Origin of the sequence: Streptomyces violens, assembly GCF_000717745.1 — a bacterium.
In the GTDB taxonomy this organism is placed as follows: domain Bacteria; phylum Actinomycetota; class Actinomycetes; order Streptomycetales; family Streptomycetaceae; genus Streptomyces; species Streptomyces violens.
Map to the genome: position 1 here is coordinate 667386 of NZ_JOBH01000002.1, position 21337 is coordinate 688722.

Annotated in this window: 20 protein-coding genes; 12 read left to right on the top strand and 8 right to left on the bottom strand. The window is 72.3% G+C overall.

The annotated features are described in order from the left end of the window. Positions 1–105: 105 nt before the first annotated feature. Positions 106–843: an HAD family hydrolase gene (locus tag IF04_RS0106270; protein WP_051830731.1), complete on the top strand. Its 738-nt coding sequence runs from the start codon at positions 106–108 to the stop codon at positions 841–843. Between the two features lie 5 nt (positions 844–848). Here IF04_RS0106270 and IF04_RS0106275 read toward each other — a convergent pair whose 3' ends face one another. Then, on the bottom strand, positions 849–2477 hold the full coding sequence (locus tag IF04_RS0106275) for an ABC-F family ATP-binding cassette domain-containing protein (RefSeq protein WP_030252131.1): 1629 nt from the start codon (positions 2475–2477) through the stop codon (positions 849–851). A 319-nt stretch (positions 2478–2796) separates the two neighbouring features. Next, positions 2797–4209 carry a cytochrome P450 gene (locus IF04_RS0106280; RefSeq protein WP_037958334.1) on the bottom strand — a complete coding sequence of 471 codons (1413 nt, stop codon included), beginning with the start codon at positions 4207–4209 and terminating at the stop codon, positions 2797–2799. 101 nt (positions 4210–4310) lie between these two features. Between IF04_RS0106280 and IF04_RS0106285 the strand changes: the two genes are divergently transcribed. Then, on the top strand, positions 4311–4712 hold the full coding sequence (locus IF04_RS0106285) for a hypothetical protein (RefSeq protein ID WP_030252137.1): 402 nt from the start codon (positions 4311–4313) through the stop codon (positions 4710–4712). On the opposite strand, the gene IF04_RS0106290 is transcribed toward IF04_RS0106285, so the two are convergent. Both IF04_RS0106290 and IF04_RS0106295 read right to left on the bottom strand, forming a co-directional pair. Further along, positions 4690–6258, bottom strand: a complete 1569-nt coding sequence (locus tag IF04_RS0106290; RefSeq protein ID WP_051830733.1) for an APC family permease — start codon at positions 6256–6258, stop codon at positions 4690–4692. The genes IF04_RS0106285 and IF04_RS0106290 overlap by 23 nt on opposite strands. A gap of 31 nt (positions 6259–6289) precedes the next feature. Then, positions 6290–7285, bottom strand: a complete 996-nt coding sequence (locus tag IF04_RS0106295) for a hypothetical protein (RefSeq protein ID WP_030252142.1) — start codon at positions 7283–7285, stop codon at positions 6290–6292. Between the two features lie 271 nt (positions 7286–7556). Here IF04_RS0106295 and IF04_RS0106300 point away from each other — a divergent pair, with 271 nt between their 5' ends. From IF04_RS0106300 to IF04_RS0106320, 5 genes are read left to right on the top strand one after another with little or no spacing between them, the layout of a single operon-like run. Further along, entirely contained in the window at positions 7557–8219 is a 663-nt protein-coding gene (locus tag IF04_RS0106300) for a TetR/AcrR family transcriptional regulator (protein WP_030252144.1), read from the top strand. Then, entirely contained in the window at positions 8216–8980 is a 765-nt protein-coding gene (locus tag IF04_RS0106305) for a glucose 1-dehydrogenase (protein WP_030252147.1), read from the top strand. The genes IF04_RS0106300 and IF04_RS0106305 overlap by 4 nt, the downstream gene beginning before the upstream one ends. Before the next feature lie 43 nt (positions 8981–9023). Further along, positions 9024–9590, top strand: a complete 567-nt coding sequence (locus IF04_RS0106310; RefSeq protein ID WP_030252149.1) for an NUDIX hydrolase — start codon at positions 9024–9026, stop codon at positions 9588–9590. Between the two features lie 10 nt (positions 9591–9600). Beyond that, complete coding sequence (locus IF04_RS0106315; protein ID WP_051830735.1) at positions 9601–10011, top strand: YidH family protein; 411 nt, start codon at positions 9601–9603, stop codon at positions 10009–10011. A gap of 46 nt (positions 10012–10057) precedes the next feature. Further along, a complete protein-coding gene (locus tag IF04_RS0106320; RefSeq protein ID WP_030252154.1) occupies positions 10058–10402 on the top strand; it encodes a DUF202 domain-containing protein in 345 nt (114 codons plus the stop codon). Between the two features lie 41 nt (positions 10403–10443). Here IF04_RS0106320 and IF04_RS0106325 read toward each other — a convergent pair whose 3' ends face one another. After that, the gene (locus IF04_RS0106325; RefSeq protein ID WP_051830737.1) at positions 10444–11259 is read right to left on the bottom strand and encodes an alpha/beta fold hydrolase; all 816 of its coding nucleotides are present in this window, start codon (positions 11257–11259) and stop codon (positions 10444–10446) included. 186 nt (positions 11260–11445) lie between these two features. On the opposite strand from IF04_RS0106325, the gene IF04_RS0106330 reads away from it, so the two are divergent. Then, a complete protein-coding gene (locus tag IF04_RS0106330; protein WP_030252159.1) occupies positions 11446–12486 on the top strand; it encodes a phosphotransferase family protein in 1041 nt (346 codons plus the stop codon). Positions 12487–12494: 8 nt separating this feature from the next. Further along, positions 12495–13709: an acyl-CoA dehydrogenase family protein gene (locus IF04_RS0106335; protein WP_030252162.1), complete on the top strand. Its 1215-nt coding sequence runs from the start codon at positions 12495–12497 to the stop codon at positions 13707–13709. Between the two features lie 119 nt (positions 13710–13828). On the opposite strand, the gene IF04_RS0106340 is transcribed toward IF04_RS0106335, so the two are convergent. The 3 genes from IF04_RS0106340 to IF04_RS0106350 all read right to left on the bottom strand — a co-directional run bounded on the left by IF04_RS0106340 (position 13829) and on the right by IF04_RS0106350 (position 17015). After that, on the bottom strand, positions 13829–14422 hold the full coding sequence (locus IF04_RS0106340) for a TetR/AcrR family transcriptional regulator (protein ID WP_030252165.1): 594 nt from the start codon (positions 14420–14422) through the stop codon (positions 13829–13831). A gap of 47 nt (positions 14423–14469) precedes the next feature. After that, entirely contained in the window at positions 14470–16131 is a 1662-nt protein-coding gene (locus tag IF04_RS0106345) for an AMP-binding protein (protein ID WP_030252168.1), read from the bottom strand. Between the two features lie 110 nt (positions 16132–16241). Beyond that, positions 16242–17015 carry an SDR family oxidoreductase gene (locus tag IF04_RS0106350; RefSeq protein WP_245654290.1) on the bottom strand — a complete coding sequence of 258 codons (774 nt, stop codon included), beginning with the start codon at positions 17013–17015 and terminating at the stop codon, positions 16242–16244. A 161-nt stretch (positions 17016–17176) separates the two neighbouring features. On the opposite strand from IF04_RS0106350, the gene IF04_RS0106355 reads away from it, so the two are divergent. From IF04_RS0106355 to IF04_RS0106365, 3 genes are all read left to right on the top strand, one after another. Further along, on the top strand, positions 17177–18442 hold the full coding sequence (locus IF04_RS0106355) for an exo-beta-N-acetylmuramidase NamZ family protein (protein ID WP_030252172.1): 1266 nt from the start codon (positions 17177–17179) through the stop codon (positions 18440–18442). Positions 18443–18530: 88 nt separating this feature from the next. Continuing rightward, positions 18531–19862 (top strand): MFS transporter, encoded by a 1332-nt coding sequence (locus IF04_RS0106360; protein WP_245654304.1) that lies wholly within the window; start codon positions 18531–18533, stop codon positions 19860–19862. Positions 19863–19957: 95 nt separating this feature from the next. After that, positions 19958–21289 (top strand): hypothetical protein, encoded by a 1332-nt coding sequence (locus tag IF04_RS0106365; RefSeq protein ID WP_030252177.1) that lies wholly within the window; start codon positions 19958–19960, stop codon positions 21287–21289. The last annotated feature ends 48 nt before the right edge of the window (positions 21290–21337 follow it).

Below are 21337 nucleotides of genomic sequence, written 5' to 3' on the forward strand. Positions count from 1 at the left end.
GTCGATACTCGGCCGGCCCTCCGCCGTATGCGGCGGCGTGCACCGCCCCGCCGAAATCCCCGTGCGCCGGGCCGGGTGCGCTCACTACTGCGCGCGGTCGGACGGATGACGGACGGCTTGTGCGCGGGAGGAACGGCGTTGGGCGGCACGGAGAAGGTACTGATCTTTGACGCGGATGACACGCTCTGGGAGAACAACGTCATCTTCGAGCGGATCATCGACGAATTCCTGGACTGGATGACAGACCCCGAGGTCGGGCTGCGGCTCGGGCGGGACGGTGTGCGTGCGGCACTGGACGCCGTCGAGGCGGCCAACGCCGAGGTGCACGGCTACGGCAGCAAGGTGTTCCTGCGCAGCCTGAGCGAGTGCCTTGCCCAGCTGCACGGCCGGGACGCCACCGCGGCGGAGCTGGCGCGGATCGCGGCCTGGGCGGCGTCCTTCAACGGCAGCACCGTGGAGCTGATCCCCGGGGTCGCCGCCACCCTCGCCGAGCTGGCGGGGCGGCACGAGTTGCTGCTGCTGACCAAGGGCGACGCGGAGGAGCAGCGGCGGAAGGTGGACAACTCCGCGCTGGCGCATCACTTCCGCGGGGTGCACATCGTCGCGGAGAAGGACGTCGGCACCTACCGGAATCTGGCGCGGGAGTACGCGCTGACGCCGGAGTCGGCCTGGATGGTCGGCAACTCCCCCAAGTCGGACATCCTCCCCGCGCGTGCCGCCGGGATGAACGCGGTGTTCATCCCGAACGACAACACGTGGGTGCTGGAGCACAGCGAGCTGGACCCGGCGGACGAGAGGGTGCTGCGGCTCTCCGCGTTCACGGAGCTGCTCCACCACTTCTGAAGCCGCTACTCCGCGGGTATGGCCGGGTCCTGGGGCGGGCTGCCCAGGTCCAGCGTGCGGGTGATGCCCGCCTCTGCCAGGAATCGTTCGTCGTGGCTCACCACGATCAGGGCTCCTTCGTATGCGTCGAGGGCGGTGACCAGCTGGCGCACGGACGCCAGGTCGAGGTTGTTGGTGGGCTCGTCGAGGAGCAGGAGCTGCGGCGCCGGCTCGGCGAGCATGAGGGCGGCGAGGGTCGCCCGGAAGCGTTCCCCGCCGGAGAGGGTGGCGGCCGGCTGGTCGGCGCGGGCGCCCTTGAAGAGGAAGCGGGCCAGCTGGGCCCGTACGTGGTTGGGGGTGGCCTGCGGGGCGAAGCGGGCGACGTTCTCCGCGACGGTCAGCCGGTCGTCGAGCACGTCCAGGCGCTGGGGCAGGAAGCGGTGCGGTACGTGGACCGTCGCCTCGCCCGCCGCCGGGGCGAGCTCCCCGGTGACCGTACGGAGCAGTGTCGTCTTGCCGGAGCCGTTGGGTCCCGTGAGGGCGAGCCGCTCGGGGCCGCGCAGCTCCAGGTCGACGCGGGTGCCGCAGCGGGTCGTCAGGCCCTGGAGCGTGAGCACGCCGCGGCCCGGCGGCACGGCGGTGTACGGCAGGTCGATGCGGATCGCGTCGTCGTCGCGGACCGCCTCGGCCGCTTCGCTGAGCCGTTCCTTTGCCTCCTTGAGCTTCTCGGTGTGCATGATCCGATGCTTGCCTGCCGAGACCTGGGCCTGGCGCTTGCGCTCGTTCATGATGATCTTCGGCTCGCGCTTGTTGGCGGACATCTTGTTGCCGTAACGCACCCGGCGGGCCAGTTTGACGTGGGCGTCGGTCAGCTCGCGGCGCTGGCGCTGGACGTCCGCCTCGGCGACCCGCACCATGCGCTCGGCCGCCTCCTGCTCGACGGCGAGGGCCGCTTCGTACGCGCTGAAGTTGCCGCCGTACCAGTGGACCTCGCCGGCCCGGAAGTCGGCGATCTGGTCGACCAGCTCCAGCAGCTCCCGGTCGTGGCTGACCACGACCAGCACGCCGGACCAGCGCTCGACCGCTTCGTGCAGCCGGGCGCGGGCCCGGCGGTCGAGGTTGTTCGTCGGCTCGTCCAGGAGGAGCACGTCCGGGCGGCGCAGCAGCAGTGCGGCCAGCCGCAGGAGGACGGACTCGCCGCCGGACACCTCGCCCAGGGTGCGGTCCAGCTCGATGCCGTGCAGGCCGAGCTGGTCGAGGGTGGCGCGGGCGCGCTCCTCGACGTCCCAGTCGTCGCCGACGGCGGTGAAGTGGGCCTCGCTCGCGTCGCCGCCCTCGATGGCGTGCAGCGCCGCACGGGTGCGGGCGATGCCCAGTACTTCGTCGACCGGGAGAGTGGTGTCCAGCGTGAGGTTCTGCGGGAGGTAGCCGATGTCGCCGGTGGCCTTGATGCTGCCTGCGGCCGGCGTCAGCTCGCCGGCGATGAGCTTCAACAGGGTTGATTTTCCTGCGCCGTTGAGGCCGATGAGGCCCGTGCGGCCGGGGCCGATGGTGAGCTGGAAGTCGCCCAGGACGGTCGTGCCGTCGGGCCAGGCGAAGGTCAGGCCGGTGCAGACGACGGAGGCGGCGGGGCCGGAGTGTGAGGACGTAGACATACGGGTCTCCTGAAGGCAAGGGGGTGGGCTGTTGGAGCAGCACAGGGAGACACCGCTGGTGCGGGGGACCGTGAAGGTGCCGGCCGCCGAGGATGCGTACGGAACTGCCGTACACATCTCGCGCACACGGAGGTGTACGCGGGCGGCCGGACGGCCGTCGTGGGCACGATGGCACGCCGAGGTCGGGTCACGATGCGCTGGACCAGCGCGGTGTCTCAGGACCTCAGACGAGCAACGGCCTTCTCCAATCGACGGCAATGGGGCCGGGAAAGACGCTACGCCGACCGCGGCGAAAACGCAAACACTATTTTCGTTGCGTTTACGCGAGAGGCTTTCGGCGCGGCCGCAGCCGGACCCGCGCCGGGCCCTTGGCCTGCAGGGTGATGCCCGCGGCGACCGGTACCTCGGCGTCGTCCGCCGCCTCCAGCTCGTATCCCCGCAGCAGCGTCGCCAGCGCCAGTACCGACTCCAGCATCGAGAAGTGCTGGCCGATGCAGGCCCGCGGACCGCCGCCGAACGGGAACCACGCGTACCGGTGCCGCGCGGCCTCCCGCTCCGGCGTGAACCGCTCGGGGTCGAAGCGCTCCGGGTCCTCCCACAGGTCCGGGTTGCGGTGCGTCACCCAGGGGGCGACCACGACGTCCGAGCCCGCCCGGATGCGGTAGCCGCCGATCTCCGTGTCCGCGACGGCCCGGCGGCCGATCACCGGAGCGGCCGGGTAGAGCCGCATGCCCTCCTTGAGCACCCGCGTCAGATACGGCAGCCGCTCCAGGTCAGCGGCGGTGGGCGCGCTGTCGCCCAGTACCTCGTCGGCCTCCTGCCGGGCGCGCGCCTGCTCCTCCGGGTGGCGCGACAGCAGGTGCAGTGTGAAGGCCATGGACGTCGCGGTGGTCTCGTGCCCCGCGAGGAGGAAGACCAGTACCTGGTCGCGGATCTCGGTCGCGTCCAGGCTGCCGTCCTCCTCGCTGCCGGCCTGCGCGAGAAGGGTGAGCAGGTCGTCGCCGACCGGGCCCTCGGGGGCCGCGCGGCGCTCGGCGATGATCCGGTCGCAGACCGCGTACACCTCCGCGATCGCGGCCATCGCGCGGCGGTTACCGGGAGTCGGCCACTCGCGCGGCACGTTCACCGGGGCGTACGCACGGCTCAGGGCGTAGGAGTTGATCACGGGGAAGGAGCGGTGGATGACCTCTACGGCGGCCTCCACGTCGGCCCCGAAGAGGATGCGCGCGACCGTGCGCAGCGCGAGCCGGCTCATCTCGCCGACGAGGTCGACGGTCGGCTGCTCGCCCCATCGTTCAACGACCGCGCCGCCCTCCTGGGCGATCGCGTCGGCGTACCCGTCCACCCTGCGCTTGGTGAAGAGCGGCTGCACCAGCCGCCGCTGCCGCAGATAGTCGGCGTCCTGGCTGGTCAGCAGGCCGTTGCCGAAGGCGGCCCGGACCTCTTCGTAGAACGGGTTGTCCTTGCGGAAGTTCGCCGACTCCGTGGCGAGCACCTGCTGCGCGCCCTCGGCGGAGAAGACGCCGTGCAGGACCGTCCGCAGGCCGGGCGGCCCCGCCGACACCCGCACCACGTCACCGTGGTCGCGGCGGGCCCGCAGGAACGCCCCCAGGGAGTCCTGCTGCAGTTCGAACATCGACCCGAGGAGCGGCAGCCCCTTGGGGCCGGGTATCTGCGTCGCCGCACCAGAGGGGGCAGCGCCGGAGCCGGTGTGCGTATCAGTGTCAGTCATGCCAGCGGTCCTACCCCAAAGGCCCTGTTGTCACCGCGAGTTGAGGGCCACACCCGTGGGCCCTACGGAGCGGCACCGGCGCCCCGTACGATGGACGGGTGATCAACAAGCGTTCCCGCCGCCCCGCCGCCCAGGCCGCCTCCTGCCGTGTCACGGTGTGCCGCGGCTGCTGCTGCGGTGACGCGGGCAAGATTCCCGGCGTCGACCACGCGGGCCAGATCCCGCGGCTGCGCGCGGCCCTGGACGGCGCTGCCCCGGTGCGCGCTTCGGAGTGCCTGGACGTCTGCGACCAGGCGAACGTGGTCGTGGTCCAGCCGTCCCCCGAGGGGCGCGCGGCGGGCGGCCGCCCCGTATGGCTGGGCCTGGTCAACGACGACGAGGCGCTGGCGGACATCGCCGCGTGGATACGGGCGGGCGGCCCCGGCCTCGCCGAGCCGCCCGGCATCCTGGACCTGTACGCCATTAAGGTCTCCCGCCGCGTCAGCGCGTCCCTGGAGGGCTGACGAGGCCGCGCCCCGGCTCCGTGCCCGGCGCCCCGTCGGCGGCCGCCTTCTCCAGTTGGAACGCCTCGTTGCCCAGCCCGATCCGGGCGTGCACCGCGGGGCGGGTGGCGCGCAGTACGCGTCCGTACACGAGTCCCACGACCGCCGCGAGGCCGATGAGGGCCGGCAGCAGCCAGCTCAGCGCGGAGCCCGTTCCGGCGCCGACCAGGACGCCGAAGTCCTTGACCGCGTAGACCAGGACGACCAGCAGGGCGAGCCCGGCGACGGCGGCGGCGGTGAGCCGCCCGGCCTGGGCGCGGCCGGCGCCGCGGCGTACGAAGAAGGCGATGACCGCGGCGCATGCGGTGGCCATCAGGGCGATGACCCCGAGGGCGCCGAGGTTGCCGCCCCAGGTGAAGAGCCTCAGTACCGGGGTGGTGGGGTCGCCCGTGGGCGCGCGGTCGGTGACGGCGAACGCCACGACGACGAGCAGCGAGACGACGGTCTGCAGGAACGACCCGAGGGCCGGCGCGCCGCTGGCCTTCGAGGTGCGGCCGAGGGCGGCGGGCAGCAGGCCCTCGCGGCCCATGGCGAAGGCGTAGCGGGCCACGACGTTGTGGAAGCTGAGCATCGAGGCGAAGATGCCGGTCACGAAGAAGACGTGCAGGACGTCGGTGAAGAGGCCGCCGAGGCGGGGCTCGGCGAGCGCGAAGATCAGGCCGGGGCCCTCCTTGCCCGCGGTGGCGACGACGTGGTCCGGGCCGGTGGCCACGCCGATCAGCCAGGAGCTGAGGGCGAAGAAGACCGCGGAGAAGCCGACGGCGAGGAACATCACGCGGGCCACGACGGTGCCAGGGCGGCTGGTCTCCTCCGCGTACACCGGGGCCTGTTCGAAGCCGAGGAAGCCGGCGACGGCGAAGCACAGGGCCGTACCGAGGCCTGCGCCCCCGAGGGTCGTGGGGTCGAAGGCGTGCAGCGAGAGGCCCTGCGGTCCGGGCTGGGCGGCGAAGGCGAGGTCGAAGACCACAATGAGGGCGACCTCTATGAGAAGCAGGACGCCCAGCACCTTCGCGTTGAGGTCGATCTTCAGTGCGCCGAGGGCGCCGACGAGCAGGACGGCCAGGACCGCGGGGACCCACCACACGACGGTGACGCCGAAGAACGCGCCGAGCAGGGCGGCGAATTCGAAGCCGAAGATGCCGTAGATGCCGACCTGGAGGGCGCTGTAGGCGGCGAGCGCCACGAAGGACGCGGCGGTGCCCGCGGTACCGCCCAGGCCCCTGGCGATGTACGCATAGAAGGCACCGGCGTTGTGCACGTGCCGGCTCATCTCGGCGTATCCCACGCTGAACAGCGCCATCACCACGCCGAGGATGACGAACAGCAGCGGCTGTCCGACGATGCCCATGACCTGGTACGTGGTCACCATGACGCCGGCCACGGCCATCAGCGGGGCGCTGGCGGCCAGTACGGACAGCAGGAGGCCGGGGGTGCCGATGCGGCCGGCGCGCAGGGCGCGATCCTGCCCCTTGAAGGTGCTGATCTCGTGCGTACTGCCGGTGGGCATGGCGGAACGGTCCTTTCGGGGACGGGCGGGATCAGGTGGCGCGCAGGGCCAGGTCGCGGGCGGCCCGGAAGGCGCGCGCCGGGTCACGGTCGGGGTAACCCCAGGGCTCGGCGGTGACGTGCGGGCCGATGCGGTGGAAGAGGGCGGCGGCCTCGGCCAGCCGCCCTTCGCAGTACTTGGCGTGGGCGAGGAAGTTCAGGTCGACCATGCCGCGCGGGTGGCCGGTGGCGCCCCCGGTACGGCCCGCGTGGGCACCCTCGTGGGCGCCCGCCCACTCCAGCCACCAGTCGAAGGCGGCCTTCATGGCCTGGCGGGCGCGGCGGGTGGCCCAGTGCCCGGACGCCGCGGGGTCGGCGGGCTCCAGCCCCGCGGCGGCCAGCACGCGGTAGCGCTCGGTGTGGGCGACGACGGGCAGGACGGCCAGCGGGGAGTCGGCGGGGGCCTGCTCGGCGGCCCAGGCGGCGAAGTCGTACACCTGGTGCAGCGGGTCGTCGGCGTCGCCCGGCTGGTGTTCGGCGAGACAGGCGGCCATCAGGTGGTGGGCGTGGTGGTGGCCCGGATGCCGGGCGCGAACCTGGTCGAAGGCGTGCTCGCGTTCATCGGGGGTGCCGGTGGCGCGCGCCAGGAGGAGCTGCGCGAGCCAGGGGGTGGGGTCGGCGGGCGCCATCCCGGCGGCGGCCAGGCAGCGATCGCGGGCGGCCTCGGCGGACTCCTTGCCGCGCAGGGCACGGTGGACCGCGGCGGCCGCGACGAAGGCGGCGGCGTCGGCGCTGTCGGGCTCGGCGAGCTGCCACTCGCGGGCCCAGACGGCGCCCGTCCTGGCGGCGCCGAGGACGAGCAGGCGGTGGCCGCGGCGGTCCCAGTCGGCGCCGGTCGCGGCGAGCAGGGCCCGGACAGCGGTCCAGCGGCCCTGTGCGAGCGCGTCGAGGCTCGCGGCGAGCTCGGCGTCGTCGAGCGCGGGACGGACTCCGGCGGGGGCCTTGCGGCGGGCGCGCCCCAGAGGTGGGGGTGGGGGCGGTGGAGTCATACCAGGGGTCTCTCCACGGCGCTCTTCCCTCCGGCTTCCCTCCGGCGCCCCCCACAGGGGCAGGTATGTGCAGGTTCGATGAACGGATCGACACGGGGTGATCACAGACAGCAAAGCGGCACCTGTGGTTCCCGTCAACCCCCGTCCGGCACCCAGAGATGCCACCAACGCCCCCACCAGCACGGCCCGTTCGGAAGATCACGAAAGACCGGTGACGCATCAGCCACGAAGCAGCATGGCTTTTAATAATGGCCAGCATTAATATGGCGCCATGGCGAGGACGTCGGGGTCGGAGACCCGGGAGAAGCTGATCCGCGCCGCGGAGGAGATCTTCGCGGCGCAGGGCGTCGACGGCGCCCAGACTCGCGACATCGTGCGGCTGGCCGGCCAGGGCAACCCGTCGGCGGTGCAGTACCACTTCGGGTCCCGCGCGGGCCTGCTGGACGCGGTGATGGCCGGCCGGCTGGCCCGAACGGAAGCGGCGCTCGTGCCCCTCCTCGAAGCGCTGCCCGAGCCGTCCCTCGAGGAGCTGATCGAGGCGCTCGTCACGGCCGAGGCGACGCAGCTGACCGACATACGGGGACTGCGCTGCCTGCGGATCTCCGCACAGCTCAGCCACGAGAGCGGCATCCGTACCCGGACGCCGCACCCGACGCTCGCGGGCACCGCCTACTGGCAGCTCATCGAACGGATCGAAACTTCCCTGACGGCCGACGGGCTGCCCGAGGCGATCCGGCTGGAGCGCACGGACCTCGCGCTGACACTGATCGGCGCGGCGCTCTCCGACCGGGCCCGGCAGTACCTCGACGGCACGCGCCCGCTCACCACGGAGGCCGTCTTTCTCGCCGACCTCGTCACGACCACGGTGGCGCTGCTGCGCGCCCCCGCACCGGAGCGGGGACGCCCCGCTCCCCGACACAGGAGCGCACGATGACCGATCTGACCGGCAGGACCGTTCTCATCACCGGCGGCGCGCGCGGGCTGGGCGCCGAGGCGGCGAAGCAGGCCGTCGACGCCGGCGCGAACGTCGTGCTCACCGACGTCCTGACGGAGGACGGCGAGGCGACCGCGGCGGCGCTGGGCGACCGGGCCCGCTTCCGCACCCACGACGTGACGTCCGAGGAGGACTGGCAGCGCGTGGCGGACTTCGCGGTCGCGGAGTTCGGCGGCCTCGACGGGCTGGTCAACAACGCGGGCATAGCCACCGGCCAGTCGCTGGAGACCCTCTCGGTCGACTCCTTCCGCAAGGTGCTCGACGTCAACCTCACCGGCGTCTTCATCGGCATGAAGACCGTCATCCCCCTGATGCGGGAGCGCGGCGCGGGCTCCATCGTCAACATCTCCTCGGCGGCCGGCCTGATGGGCCTGGCCATGACCGGCGGCTACGGCGCATCGAAGTGGGGCGTGCGCGGCCTCTCCAAGGTGGCCGCCGTGGAGCTGGGTACGGACCGCATCCGCGTCAACTCCGTACACCCGGGCATGACCTACACCCCGATGACGGCCGGCGTCGGCATCCAGAAGGGCGAGGGCAACTACCCCAACACCCCGATGGGCCGGGTCGGCGAGCCGCACGAGATCGCGAGCGCGGTGGTGTACCTGCTCTCCGACGCCGCGTCCTACGTGACCGGCGCGGAACTGGCGGTGGACGGCGGCTGGACCACGGGGCCGACGGTCAAGTACGTCATGGGGCAGTGACCTGTACGTGAGGGCGGGACGGGGCGTCTGATTGCATGACCCCATGACCGATCAGCAGCCGGAGCAGCCGGCTTCTCCGCAGCCGCGCAACGCGGACGAGATCCTCGACATCGTCGACGAGCACGACCGGGTCGTGGGGCAGGCCCCGCGCGGCGAGGCGTACGCCCGTCGGCTGCGGCACCGCTCCACCTTCATCCTGGTCCGCGACGAGCAGGACCGGATCTTCGTGCACCGCCGCACGGCGCAGAAGCTGATCTTCCCCGCGCACTACGACCTGTTCGTGGGCGGGGTGGTCGGCGCGGGCGAGTCCTACGACGACGCGGCGCTGCGCGAGGCCGAGGAGGAGCTGGGCGTCAGCGGACTCCCCCGCCCCGTACCGCTGTTCAGGTTCCTGTACGAGTCGCCGGAGCACACCTGGTGGTCGGCGGTGTACGAGGTGCGCTGCACGCTGCCGGTCGATCCGCAGGCGGAGGAGGTCGCCTGGCACGCGTTCCTGACGGAGGAGGAGCTGGCGGCCCGGCTGCCGGAGTGGGAGTGGGTGCCGGACGGCCTGGAGGCGTTCCGGCGGCTGCGGGACTGGGAGGCGGCCGGGCGGCCGGCCGCCGGATAAGGTGCGAAACATGATCTTCACGGACCGGCTGCGGGCGCTCGCCGCCGACCTGCGCCTGTGGTTCGCGCCCGCGCGGATCCGCAACGAGGGATCCACCCCCGACTACCGCTTCTCGCTCGCCAACGAACGCACGTTCCTGGCCTGGCTGCGCACGGCGTTCGCGCTGATCGGCGGCGGCTTCGCGGTCGACCAGTTCCTGCCGTCGCTGCACCAGACAGTGCGCACGGTCTTCACCGTGGCGCTGCTCGCGGGCGGCGCGCTGTGCGCCCTGCGCTCGGTCAGCCACTGGGTGCGCTGCGAGCGCGCGATGCGCCACGGCGAGGACCTGCCGGCCACCCGCTTCCCGTCCCTGCTGGGCGCGGGCGTCGGCCTCCTGGCGGTGGCCATCGCGGTGGTGGTCCTGCTGGGCTGGAGCCGCTGATGCCGGCCGGTACGGGGCTGACGATCGCCGCTACGGGAGGCTGACGATGGCCGGTACGGAAGAGGGGTCGACCCCCGTCCGGGACCCGGGGCTGCAGCCCGAGCGGACCCGGATGGCGTGGCGGCGCACGACGCTGTCCTGCGCGGTGGCCGTCGTACTGGCCTGGCGCCAGGTGCTGCTCACCCTCGAGCCCACCGGTACGGAGGTCGTCCTCGTCGCCCTCCTGGTCCTCGCCGGTCTGGCCTTCCTCACCGCGGCCCACACCCGTATGCGCACCCTGGCCGCACCCCCGTCGGCGGGCCCGCCGCGCACGATGACCGCCCGCACGGCTCTGCTGACGACGGCCTGCACGCTGATTCTGGTGGGGCTGGGCGCGGCGATCGTGCTGTAAGCACGGTCCCGGGCGGCCGCGGCGAACCCTCCAGGCGCCCCTCAGAAGCCGAAGGCCCCCTTCGCCGTCTCGCGGATCGCCGCGGCCAGTGCCTCCGGCGCGGCGGAGTTCGCGCCGTGGCCCTGGCCCGCGAGCGTCACCACGCGGGAGTCCGGCAGGACGGCCGCCAGGTCGGCCACCCGCTCGTGCAGATGCGGGAAGCTGAGCTCGCCCTGGACGAGGGTCACCGGCAGGGGGAGGGCGCGGTAGCGGTCCACCCCGAGGCCGAGCGCGTCGATGATCTCGTCCTCGACGATCTGCGCCTCCGCGTGCGTGGCGATGAGCGTCTGCACGCGGGGGTCCGTCAGCATCTGCTCGATCGCGTCGTCGGGCAGGCCCGTGATCGCACGGGAGTGGATGCGTATCGCGTCGGTCGGATCGCCGGCGTCCAGCGCGGCGCGGGCGCGCGGACCCGCCTCGCCCACGAGGAACGACCGGGTGGGTATCGGCGGGTCGTACACGAACACGCCCGCGAACGGGGCCGGATCGGCCAGCGCGGTCTCCAACGCCGCGACGGCGCCCGAGGAGTGGCCGACGAGCAGTACGGGCCCGTCCTCCCGCAGCAGCCCGGCGACCGCCAGCACGTCGGCCGCCTCGACCGCCATCGAGTGCGTACGGCCGATACGCACGCCGGGCTCGTAGATCCGGCGCCGGATGCGGACGACCCGGAAGTGGTCGGTGAGGAGGCGGGCGACCTCGTCCCAGGAGGAGGGGCCCCGGCCACCCGGGTGGACGACGAGCACGGTGGGTCCGTCGCCCCCGTCGTCGAGAGCGGAGATCGGGACGCCGTCCGGGGCGAGCGCGCGCAGTTCGGTCATGTGCCAGAGGATCTCCCGTCACGGTCCGTCACCGCACCCCCTTTTCCGCCTGGTCGGCCCCCCTTGTGTGACGCGCGGAACACGCCTCCTCGCCAACCGGTTCACTCCGCCCTCTGGACGCCATACCGACTAGTCGGCATGATCGTGGACGGTCCCACTCCACCGGTCAGCACACGGAGGCGCACGATGAGCAAGGACAACCCGCCCGGCCTCGACCTGGGGCGGCTCCGCGCCCATCTGGACCGGGAGTGCCCGGGACTGGTGGCGGGCCCGCTGAGCGCCGAGCTGGTCCAGGGCGGCCGGTCCAACCTCACCTACCGCGTCACCGACGGCACGGGGCGCTGGGTCGTCCGCCGCCCGCCGCTCGGCCATGTCCTGGCCACCGCACACGACATGGCCCGCGAGCACCGTGTCATCAGCGCGCTGCACGATACCCGGGTACCGGTGCCGGAAACGCTCGCGCTCTGCCAGGACGAGGAGGTCATCGGGGCGCCGTTCTACGTGATGGAGCTGGTGGACGGCACTCCGTACCGTACGGCCGAGCAGCTGCGGCCGCTCGGCCCCGAGCGCACCCGCGACATCGTGCTCCGCCTCGTCGACACCCTCGTCGACCTGCACGCCGTCGACCCGGACTCGGTGGGCCTGGGTGACTTCGGGCGGCCCGACGGCTTCCTGGAGCGGCAGCTGCGCCGCTGGGGCAAGCAGCTCGCCGCGTCCCGGAACCGCGACCTGCCCGGCATCGACGAACTCCACGAGGCGCTGGGCAGGAAGCTGCCCGACTCCCCCGCGCCCGCGGTCGTGCACGGCGACTACCGCCTGGACAACGTCCTGGTCGGCGCGGACGACCGGATCGCCGCGGTACTGGACTGGGAGATGTCCACGCTCGGCGACCCGCTCACCGACCTGGGCCTGCTGGCCATGTACAGCGAGCAGGAGGAGTCCCCCGACTCGCCCGTCACCACGACGCGCAGCGCCCCCGGACACCCCGAACCGGGCGAACTGATCGAGCGGTACGCGGCCGGGTCCGGACGCGACGTCTCGCAGGTCGCCTGGTACACCGCGTTCGCGTACTTCAAGCTCGCGGTGATCCTCGAAGGCATCCACTACCGCTACACGCTCGGGCAGACCGTCGGCGCCGGCTTCGACCGGATCGGCGAGGTCGTGCCGCGCTTCATCGAGAACGGCCGCCGCACCCTTTCCACCCTGTCCCCCGTGAAGGAAGGCTGAGCACGCTCATGGACTTCGCATTCGACGCCCGCACGCAGGAGCTGCGCGAGAAACTGCTCGCGTTCATGGACGAGCACGTCTACCCCGCCGAGCCGGTCGCGCGCGAGCAGCGGGCCGCGCTCGCCTCGCCCTGGGACACCCCGGCGATCGTGGAGGAGCTGAAGGCGGAGGCCCGCAAGCGGGGGCTGTGGAACCTGTTCCTGCCCGACGCCGAGCACGGTGCCGGGCTCACCAACCTCCAGTACGCGCCCCTCGCCGAGATCACCGGCCGCAGCCCGCAGCTCGCGTCGACCGCGCTGAACTGTGCGGCGCCGGACACCGGCAACATGGAAGTACTCGCCCAGTTCGGCAACGAGCAGCAGCAGAAGCAGTGGCTGCAGCCGCTGCTGGCCGGCGAGATCCGCTCCGCGTTCGCGATGACCGAGCCCGAGGTCGCCTCGTCCGACGCCACCAACATCGAGACGCGCATCGAGCGGGACGGCGACGACTACGTCATCAACGGCCGCAAGTGGTACATCTCCGGCGCGATGAACCCGCTGTGCCAGATCTTCATCGTGATGGGCAAGACCGACCCGGACGGCGAGGACATCCGCCGCCAGCAGTCGATGGTCCTCGTGCCGCGCGACACCCCTGGCCTGACGGTCAAGCGCGCGATGCAGGTCTACGGGTACGAGGACCACTCCCACGGCGGCCACGCCGAGGTGCTCTTCGAGAACGTACGCGTCCCGGTCTCGAACCTCATCGGCGAGGAGGGCGGCGGCTTCGGCATCGCCCAGGCCCGCCTCGGCCCCGGCCGGATCCACCACTGCATGCGGCTGATCGGCATGGCCGAGCGGGCGATCGAGCTGATGTGCAAGCGGGCGGTGGCACGTACCGCCTTCGGCAAGCCGCTGGCGCAGCAGGGCGTCGTCCAGGAGTGGATCGCGGACGCGCGGGTCGCCGTCGAGCAGCTGCGGCTGCTCGTCCTGAAGACCGCGTGGCTGATGGACACGGTCGGCAACAAGGGCGCGCACACGGAGATCCAGTCCATCAAGATCGCGACCCCGCGCACGGTCGTGGACATCATCGACCAGGCGGTCCAGCTGCACGGCGCGGGCGGCGTCAGCCAGGACTTCCCCCTCGCCGAACTGTGGGCCGGCGCGCGGACGCTCCGCCTGGCGGACGGCCCGGACGAGGTCCACCAGCGGTCGCTGGCACGGCGGGAGATCAAGAAGTACCTGTGACCCAAACGAGCTGAGCGACCCGAGCTTTCACAGCCCCTCACCCTGGGTAACCCCCGAGGTGGGGGGCTGGGGGTCTGCGCAATCGGGGCCGGCGCCGCAGTCATACGAATCGGCCGCACCTACGGCCGCAGCGCCCGCAGCAGCAGATCCGCCAGATGGTCCGCGACCTCGCGCGGCGTCAGCGGGCCGCCCTCGCGGTACCACGTACCCAGGTGGTGGACCGAGCCGAAGTGGTAGTCGACGATCAGGTCGGCGGGGACCTCGGTGGTGAAGACGCCGGCGCGCTGGCCCTCTTCGATCAGGGCGCGGAAGCGCTCGTGGTAGCGGCGGCGCTCGGCGCGTACCTGCTTGTCCTTCTCCGGGGAGAGCTGGTGCATGGAGCGGAAGAAGATCTTCGTGTCGTCGAGGTTCTCGATCGTCGTCACCACGACGTCCGCGGCGGCGTCCCGCAGCCGCTGCTCCACCGGCGCGTCGGCGCCCGCGAACCGGTCCAGCCGCTCCTGCTGGAGGCGGAGCACCCGCCCGTAGACCTCGTGCAGCAGATCGTCCTTGGAACCGAAGTAGTGGTACAGCGCACCCTTGGTGACGCCCGCCGCCTCGACGATCTCCTGGACCGAGGTCCGGTCGTACCCCTGCTCGGCGAAGAGCCGGGTGGCGGTGGCCAGCAGCCGCTGTGCCACGGGCTTCGTGCTCCCGTCCGTCGTGCCGGCCATCGCCCTCACCTGTCCTTCTCCGTACTGACGTGCTCGTTCACCGGAGGCTAGCCGCGGTTGCGCAGCTCCCGTCGGAGGATCTTGCCACTCGTCGTCTTCGGCAGTTCGGGCAGGACCTCCACCTCCCGGGGATATTTGTACGCGGCCAGCCGCTCCTTGCAGTAGGCGGCCAGCTCGGCGGGGTCCGGGGACTGGCCGGGGCGGAAGCTGACATAGGCCTTGACCGATTCACCGCGGTAGGAGTCCGGGACGCCGACGACGGCCGCCTCGCGGACGGCTGGATGGCTGTACAGCACGTCCTCGACCTCGCGCGGCCAGACCTTGAAGCCGGACGCGTTGATCATGTCCTTCTTGCGGTCGACGACGTACAGCCAGCCGTCGGCGTCCATGAAGCCGATGTCGCCGGTGCGCAGCTCGCCGTCGGGGATCGCCTCGGCGGTGGCGTCGGGGCGGCGCCAGTAGCCGGGGACGACCTGGGGCCCGCGGACGGCTATCTCGCCCTGTTCGCCGAAGGGCACGTCCCGGCCCTGGTCGTCGATGATCCGGACGACCGTGTCGGGGCCCGGTACGCCGACCGCGAGGGTGCCGGACGCCTTGTCGACGGGCGCCTCCAGCTGCGGCGGCACGCTGGCGCAGGGGGCCGTGCACTCGGTGAGGCCGTACCCGTTGCGGATGTACGGGCCGAATTCCGCGCGGAACTTCTCGACCAGGGCGGGCGGCAGCGGCGCGCCGCCGGAGGAGAGGGTGGCGAAGGAGGAGAAGTGGTCGCGGGTGACGTCCGGGTGGGCCATCAGCGCCATGAAGGCGGTGGAGGGGCCGACGGTGAAGGCCGGGCGGTGCTCCAGGAAGGCGTCCAGGACGACGCCGGCCTCGAAGCGGTACGCGAGCGCCAGGGTGCCGCCGCCGGTGACGCAGGAGGCCAGCTCGCAGACCATGCCGGTGATGTGGAAGAGCGGTGCGAGCGCGAAGTAGGTGGCGCCGTCGGGGAGTCCGAGGCCGGTGCGCTGGCGTTCGGCGTTGTAGGAGATGTTGCCGTGGGTGTTGGTGGCGCCCTTGGGTGTGCCGCTGGTGCCCGAGGTGTAGCTGATCAGGGCGATGTCGTCGGCGGTGAGTTCGGGGACGTCGGCGGCGGGGCCGCGCCCCTCGTGCGCGCGGGCGGTGGCCAGCAGGTCGTCGGCGCCCTCGCGCGGGCCGAGGCGCTCGCCGCGCAGGACGCGGGCGTCGTCTCTGGTCTGCAGGTCCCGTTCGCAGGCGGTCAGGGCGATGCGTACGGAGGGGGCGGCGGCCGCGGTCTCGCGCAGGAAGCCGTCCCAGGTGTGGTCGGCGCAGATCACGGCGGTGACCTCGGCGTCGGTGAGGACGTGGGTCATCTCGCCGGACTTGTACATGGGGTTGACGGGGACGACGACGCCGCCCGCCTTCCAGACGCCGAAGAGGGCGATCACGAAGTGCGGGGTGTTCTGGAGCATGATCGCGGCGCGGTCCCCGTGCCGGAAGCCGCGGTCGCACAGGTAGGCGGCCAGGCCGTCGGAGAGCGCGTCGGTCTCGGCGTAGGACAGCCGGCCGTCGAAGTAGGCCAGCACGGCCCGGTCGGGGACCCGGCGGACCGCTTCCTTGAAGGCGTGCAGGGTGGAGGGGTGCGGGTGCACGGGGGCGCGCTGTGCCTCGTTCAGCTGCGACAGCCACGGCATGTCCTGGTACGACGTCATCGGCGTGCGGCCCTTCTCTCTTCTTCGTCCCGGTGGTGTCGGTGCTCGGTTCCGGTGCCGTACGGCGCGGTCGTCCCCGCCGCGCCGTACGGGTGGTCGTCCCGCGTCGCTCAGGCGCCGGCGTCCGTGGCGGCGTCGAGCTTGCGCTGGAGGTGGTTCATGCCGCCGAGCCAGCGGTCGGGGTCGGCGGCGCGGGCCGCGTAGTAACCGGCGACCTCCGGGTGCGGCAGGACCAGGAAGCGGTTCTCGGTGATGGCGTCGAAGAGCGCGTCGGCGACCGCGGCGGGCTCGATGGCTCCGGAGGTGAGGACGAGGTCGCCGGCGGACCCGGTGTTGCTGAGCATGTCGGTCCGTACGCCCTGGGGGCAGATGGCGTGCACGTCGATGCCGCGGTGCCGGTAGGTGACGGAGAGCCATTCGGCGAAGGAGTACGCGGCGTGCTTGGTCACGCTGTACGGCGCGGAGCCGATCATGGTGAGCAGGCCGGCGGCGGAGACGGTGGCGACGAAGCGGCCGCTGCCGCGCTCCAGCCACTCCGGTATCAGCTCGCGCGCGGCCCGTACGTGGGCCATGACGTTGACGTCCCAGGCGAAGTCCCAGTCGCTGTCGGGGGCCTCGGGGCCGCCGCCGGTGCCCACGCCCGCGTTGGCGCAGAAGATGTCGATGCGGCCGCCGAGTGCCTCCCGGGCGGCCGGGACGATCGCCGAGGCGTCACCGGGGACCGCGATCGCGCCCAGCTCGGCGGCGGTGCGCTCGGCCTTCTCCTTGTCCAGGTCGTTGACGACGACCCGCGCGCCCTCTGCGGTGAAGCGGGCCGCGAGCGCGGCGCCGATGCCGCCGCCCGCCCCGGTGACCACCACGGTCTTGTCCCGCACGGCTTCCACGTGTGTCTCCCTCGGCTCGACCGGCATCACGACCGAACGGCAGACTAACCAGTCGGTATGTGCGAAGGGAAGGGCCCGACGCACCCTGTGCGGTGCGTTCCCGCGGGGCCTCGCGCGCGTTAGCGTCACAGCACACGAACCCCGCTCACGGAGGTGTGCGCATGGCCCTGTCCAGACGGACCCTGTTGACGGTCACCGGCGCGATGACCGGCGCGATCGCCGGTGCCCCGGGCACGGCGTCGGCGGCTCCCCCGCCATCCGCCGGCCGCCGGGTACAGACCGGCTTCGACCGGCTCGCCGCCGACGGATACCCGCTGCTCTCCGGGCAGAAGGTCGGCGTCGTCACCAACCCGACCGGCATCACCCAGGAGGTACAGCACCTCGTGGACGTGATGCACGCGGACAGGAGTGTGCGGCTGACCGCGGTGTTCGGGCCCGAGCACGGCTTCCGCGGCACGGCGCAGGCGGGCGGTTCGGAGGGGAAGTCCACCGACCCGGCGACCGGACTGCCGGTGTACGACACGTACCAGAAGAGCGGCCGGGCGCTGGCGGACATCTTCACCGAGTCCGGGGTCGACACGGTCGTCTTCGACATCCAGGACGTGGGCGCGCGCTTCTACACCTACATCTGGACGCTGTACGACTGCATGGTGGCGGCGGCCATGGCGGGCAAGCGCTTCGTGGTGCTGGACCGGCCGAATCCGGTGACCGGCCGCGCGGCGACCGGCCCCGTGCTGGACAAGAAGTACGCCTCGTTCGTCGGCCGGGAGCCGATCGCGCAGGCGCACGGGATGACGGTGGCGGAGCTGGCGCTGCTCTTCAACGAGCGGTTCGTGCCCGCGGCGGCCGGCAAGGCGGTACGGCTGGACACGGTCCTGATGAAGGGCTGGCGGCGCGCCGACTTCTTCGACGCGACCGGGCTGCCGTGGGTGCCGCCCAGCCCCAACATGCCCACCCCGGACACCGCACTGGTGTACTCCGGCACGTGTCTCTTCGAGGGGACGAACCTCTCCGAAGGGCGGGGCACGACGCGGCCGTTCGAGCTGCTCGGCGCGGAAGGCATCGACCGGAAGTGGGCGGAGACGGTCAACTCCGAGCGGCTGCCGGGGGTCCGCTTCCGGGAGGCGTACTTCGCGCCGACGTTCTCCAAGTTCCAGGGGAAGACGATCGGCGGGGTGCAGCTGCACGTCCACGACCGGGCGGCGTTCGACCCGGTACGGACCGGCATCGCGCTGCTGGTGACCGCGAAGAAGACGTGGAAGGGGTTCGCCTGGCGCCCGGACAACGGCATCGACCGGCTCGCGGGCTCCGACAAGGTCCGCACGATGATCGACGCGGGGGCCGGGACGGACGAGGTCGTCGGCGCCTGGCAGGCGGAGCTCGCGAAGTTCCGAGCGCTGCGCGCCGGTTACCTGCGTTACCACTGAGCCCGGCGGCCGGAGCCGCACGGAAACCGTCTCAGTAGACGAGACCACACGTCCCACCTATTGACTGCCCCATACAACGACCGTGAGCATGCGGCTCGTGCACAGCGAAGCGACAGCAGAAGAGACCACGGCCGGACCCGCCGGCGGCGAGGGCAGCCCCGAGAGCCTGCGGCGGGTGGCCGTGGCGTCGTTCATCGGGACGGCCATCGAGTTCTACGACTTCTACATCTACGGGACCGCGGCCGCGCTCGTACTGAACCAGGCGTTCTTCCCGACCCTGGACCCGGTCAACGCCACCCTCGCCTCCTTCTCCACCTACGCGGTGGCGTTCGCGGCGCGGCCGCTCGGCTCGATCGTCTTCGGGCACTTCGGCGACCGGGTGGGCCGCAAGTCCGTACTGGTCGTCTCGCTGCTGCTGATGGGCCTGTCCACGGCCTTCGTGGGTCTGCTGCCCGGCTACGCCACGCTGGGCATCTGGGCCCCGCTGCTGCTGATCCTGCTCCGCTTCATTCAGGGCATCGGCCTGGGCGGCGAGTGGGGCGGCGCGGCGCTGCTCGCCGTCGAACACGCCCCGAAGAAGCGGCGCGGCCTGTACGCCGCGTTCCCGCAACTGGGCCCGTCCGTCGGGTTCTTCGCCGCGACCGGCATCTTCTGGCTGCTGTCCGCCTCGCTGGACGACGCGGCCTTCCGGTCCTGGGGCTGGCGGATCCCGTTCCTGCTGTCGTTCCTGCTGGTGGCGGTCGGTCTGTTCGTCCGGCTGAAGATCAGTGAGACGCCGGTCTTCGCGAAGGTGATGGACGCGCAGGAGGCCAGCAAGGTCCCCACGCTGGACGTGATCCGCGGCCACTGGCGCGAGCTGCTGCTCGGCGCGGGCGGCATGATCATCGCGTACGGGCTGTTCTACACGGCCACGACGTACTGCCTCTCCTACGCCACCGGCACCCTCGGCGTCTCCCGCAACACCATGCTGGCCCTGTCCCTGGTCGCCTGCCTCTTCCTCGCCGCCGGCACCTGGCTCGCCGCCACCCGCTCCGACGGCGCGGGCCGCCGCAAGCTCATCCTGGCCGGCTGCGGCCTCGCCGTCGTCTGGGGCCTGGTCCTCTTCCCGCTGCTGGACACCGAGTCGCCGGTACTGATGGCCCTCGCCCTCGGCGGCGCACTGTTCTGCATGGGCGTGGTGTACGGGCCGATGGGCGCCTATCTGCCCGAGCTGTTCGGTACCAAGGTCCGTTACTCCGGTGCCTCGCTCGCCTACAACCTCGGCGGTGTCCTCGGCGGCGCGGTCTCCCCGCTGATCGCCACCCGCCTGCAGTCCGCCTTCGGGTCCTCCTCCGTCGGCTGGTACGTCTCCGCGATGGCCGTGATCTCCCTGCTGTGCGTCCTGGTGCTGCCGGAGACCAGGGAGCGCGAACTGGCCTGATCCCGGGGCCTCCGGCGTTCGCCGCAGCGCTGCGTATGGCGGGAAGCGCCGATGCGCAGGACGATGCTGCACGAGCGGCAGCGAAGGGGTTCGTCATGGCGGGTGTCGGGGTGAAGCCGTACTGGGAACTGACGTTTGACGCCGACGGGGACGTCGATCAGCGGCAGCGTGACGCCCTGCTCGCCGGGGCGGCGCGGGAACGGCTCACCGATCTCGTGGTGTTCGCGCACGGGTGGAACAACGACCGGTCGATGGCCACCCGGCTGTACACCCGCTTCTTCGAACCCTTCCCGGAGCTGCTGGCGGGGAGCCGGGCCCGGGTGGGGTACGCGGGGGTGATCTGGCCGGCGCTGCGCTTCACCGACGAGCCGATCCCCGACTTCGACCCCGCGCCGCCGGCCCGGGCCGCAGCGCGCGCCGCGGCCGCCGGCGAACCGGTACTGGAGGACGCCCTGCGGCACCAGTTGGCGCAGGCGTTCCCGGGCCGGGAGATGGTGCTGGAGCGGCTCGCGCAGCTGCTGTCGGAGCGGCCCGACGCGCGCTCGGCGTTCGACGAGTTCGCGCGGCTGGTGCGGGAGCTGGTGTCGATCCGGCAGGACAGCCCGGATCTGCTGTTCGCCGCGGACAGCGGTGAAGGCCTGCCCGGCATGCTGACCGACGACGCGCTGGAGGTCTGCGAGGTCCTCACGGCGGCGCTGCGGTCGGCGGGCGTGACGGTGTGGCCGGGCGAGGCCATGGACGCGGAGCAGCGGCCGCTGTTCGGCGGCGGGCTGACCCGGATGTGGAACGGCGCCCGCGAACTGCTCCGGCAGGGCGTCTACTACGGCATGAAGCGGCGCTCCGGCACGGTGGGCCAGCTGGGGCTGGGCCCGGTGCTCGGCCGGCTGGCGGACGAGGCGCCCGCGCTGCGGGTGCACCTGGCCGGCCACTCCTTCGGCGCCCGGCTGGTCTCCTACGCGCTGCGCGGGATGCCGCACGGCGCGCGGCAGGTGAAGTCGGTGACGCTGCTGCAAGGGGCCTTCTCGCACTTCGCGTTCTGCGCGGAGCTGCCGCACGACCGGGCGCGCGCCGGGACGCTGGACGGCGCGCAGGAGCGGATCGACGGCCCGCTGGTGTGCTGCTACTCCCGGCACGACGACGCGCTGGGCACGTTCTACCCGCTGGCGTCCAAGCTGGCCGGGGACGACACCGGCTTCCTCGGCGTGTTCGACCGGTGGGGCGCGAACGGGTTCGGCGGCATCCAGGGCGTGGACGGGACCCGGCGGATCCGGCTGGGCGAGGAGCTGCCGACGTCGCCGGGGTGCGTGAACGTGGACGTCTCCGCCGTGGTCCGGCGCGGCGCGCCGCCGGCCGGCGCGCACAGCGACATCTGCCATCCGGAGCTGGCCCGGGTGATCCTGGAGGCGGGCCGGGTCGGCCGCGCCTGACAGGACGGAGCGCAAAGTGCGGTGCGCGAAGTAGTGCGTGCGCGAAGC

Bases quoted from the DNA above. Each gene is read 5' to 3' on its own strand.
- IF04_RS0106360 (WP_245654304.1), top strand. From the start codon at position 18,531: ATGCGGCTCGTGCACAGCGAAGCGACAGCAGAAGAGACCACGGCCGGA.
- IF04_RS0106295 (WP_030252142.1), bottom strand. From the start codon at position 7,285: ATGACTCCACCGCCCCCACCCCCACCTCTGGGGCGCGCCCGCCGCAAG.
- IF04_RS0106325 (WP_051830737.1), bottom strand. From the start codon at position 11,259: ATGACCGAACTGCGCGCGCTCGCCCCGGACGGCGTCCCGATCTCCGCT.
- IF04_RS0106300 (WP_030252144.1), top strand. From the start codon at position 7,557: ATGGCGAGGACGTCGGGGTCGGAGACCCGGGAGAAGCTGATCCGCGCC.
- IF04_RS0106280 (WP_037958334.1), bottom strand. From the start codon at position 4,209: ATGACTGACACTGATACGCACACCGGCTCCGGCGCTGCCCCCTCTGGT.
- IF04_RS0106330 (WP_030252159.1), top strand. From the start codon at position 11,446: ATGAGCAAGGACAACCCGCCCGGCCTCGACCTGGGGCGGCTCCGCGCC.
- IF04_RS0106270 (WP_051830731.1), top strand. From the start codon at position 106: ATGACGGACGGCTTGTGCGCGGGAGGAACGGCGTTGGGCGGCACGGAG.
- IF04_RS0106365 (WP_030252177.1), top strand. From the start codon at position 19,958: ATGGCGGGTGTCGGGGTGAAGCCGTACTGGGAACTGACGTTTGACGCC.
- IF04_RS0106345 (WP_030252168.1), bottom strand. From the start codon at position 16,131: ATGACGTCGTACCAGGACATGCCGTGGCTGTCGCAGCTGAACGAGGCA.
- IF04_RS0106275 (WP_030252131.1), bottom strand. From the start codon at position 2,477: ATGTCTACGTCCTCACACTCCGGCCCCGCCGCCTCCGTCGTCTGCACC.
- IF04_RS0106310 (WP_030252149.1), top strand. From the start codon at position 9,024: ATGACCGATCAGCAGCCGGAGCAGCCGGCTTCTCCGCAGCCGCGCAAC.
- IF04_RS0106305 (WP_030252147.1), top strand. From the start codon at position 8,216: ATGACCGATCTGACCGGCAGGACCGTTCTCATCACCGGCGGCGCGCGC.
- IF04_RS0106340 (WP_030252165.1), bottom strand. From the start codon at position 14,422: ATGGCCGGCACGACGGACGGGAGCACGAAGCCCGTGGCACAGCGGCTG.
- IF04_RS0106290 (WP_051830733.1), bottom strand. From the start codon at position 6,258: ATGCCCACCGGCAGTACGCACGAGATCAGCACCTTCAAGGGGCAGGAT.
- IF04_RS0106335 (WP_030252162.1), top strand. From the start codon at position 12,495: ATGGACTTCGCATTCGACGCCCGCACGCAGGAGCTGCGCGAGAAACTG.
- IF04_RS0106315 (WP_051830735.1), top strand. From the start codon at position 9,601: ATGATCTTCACGGACCGGCTGCGGGCGCTCGCCGCCGACCTGCGCCTG.
- IF04_RS0106355 (WP_030252172.1), top strand. From the start codon at position 17,177: ATGGCCCTGTCCAGACGGACCCTGTTGACGGTCACCGGCGCGATGACC.
- IF04_RS0106320 (WP_030252154.1), top strand. From the start codon at position 10,058: ATGGCCGGTACGGAAGAGGGGTCGACCCCCGTCCGGGACCCGGGGCTG.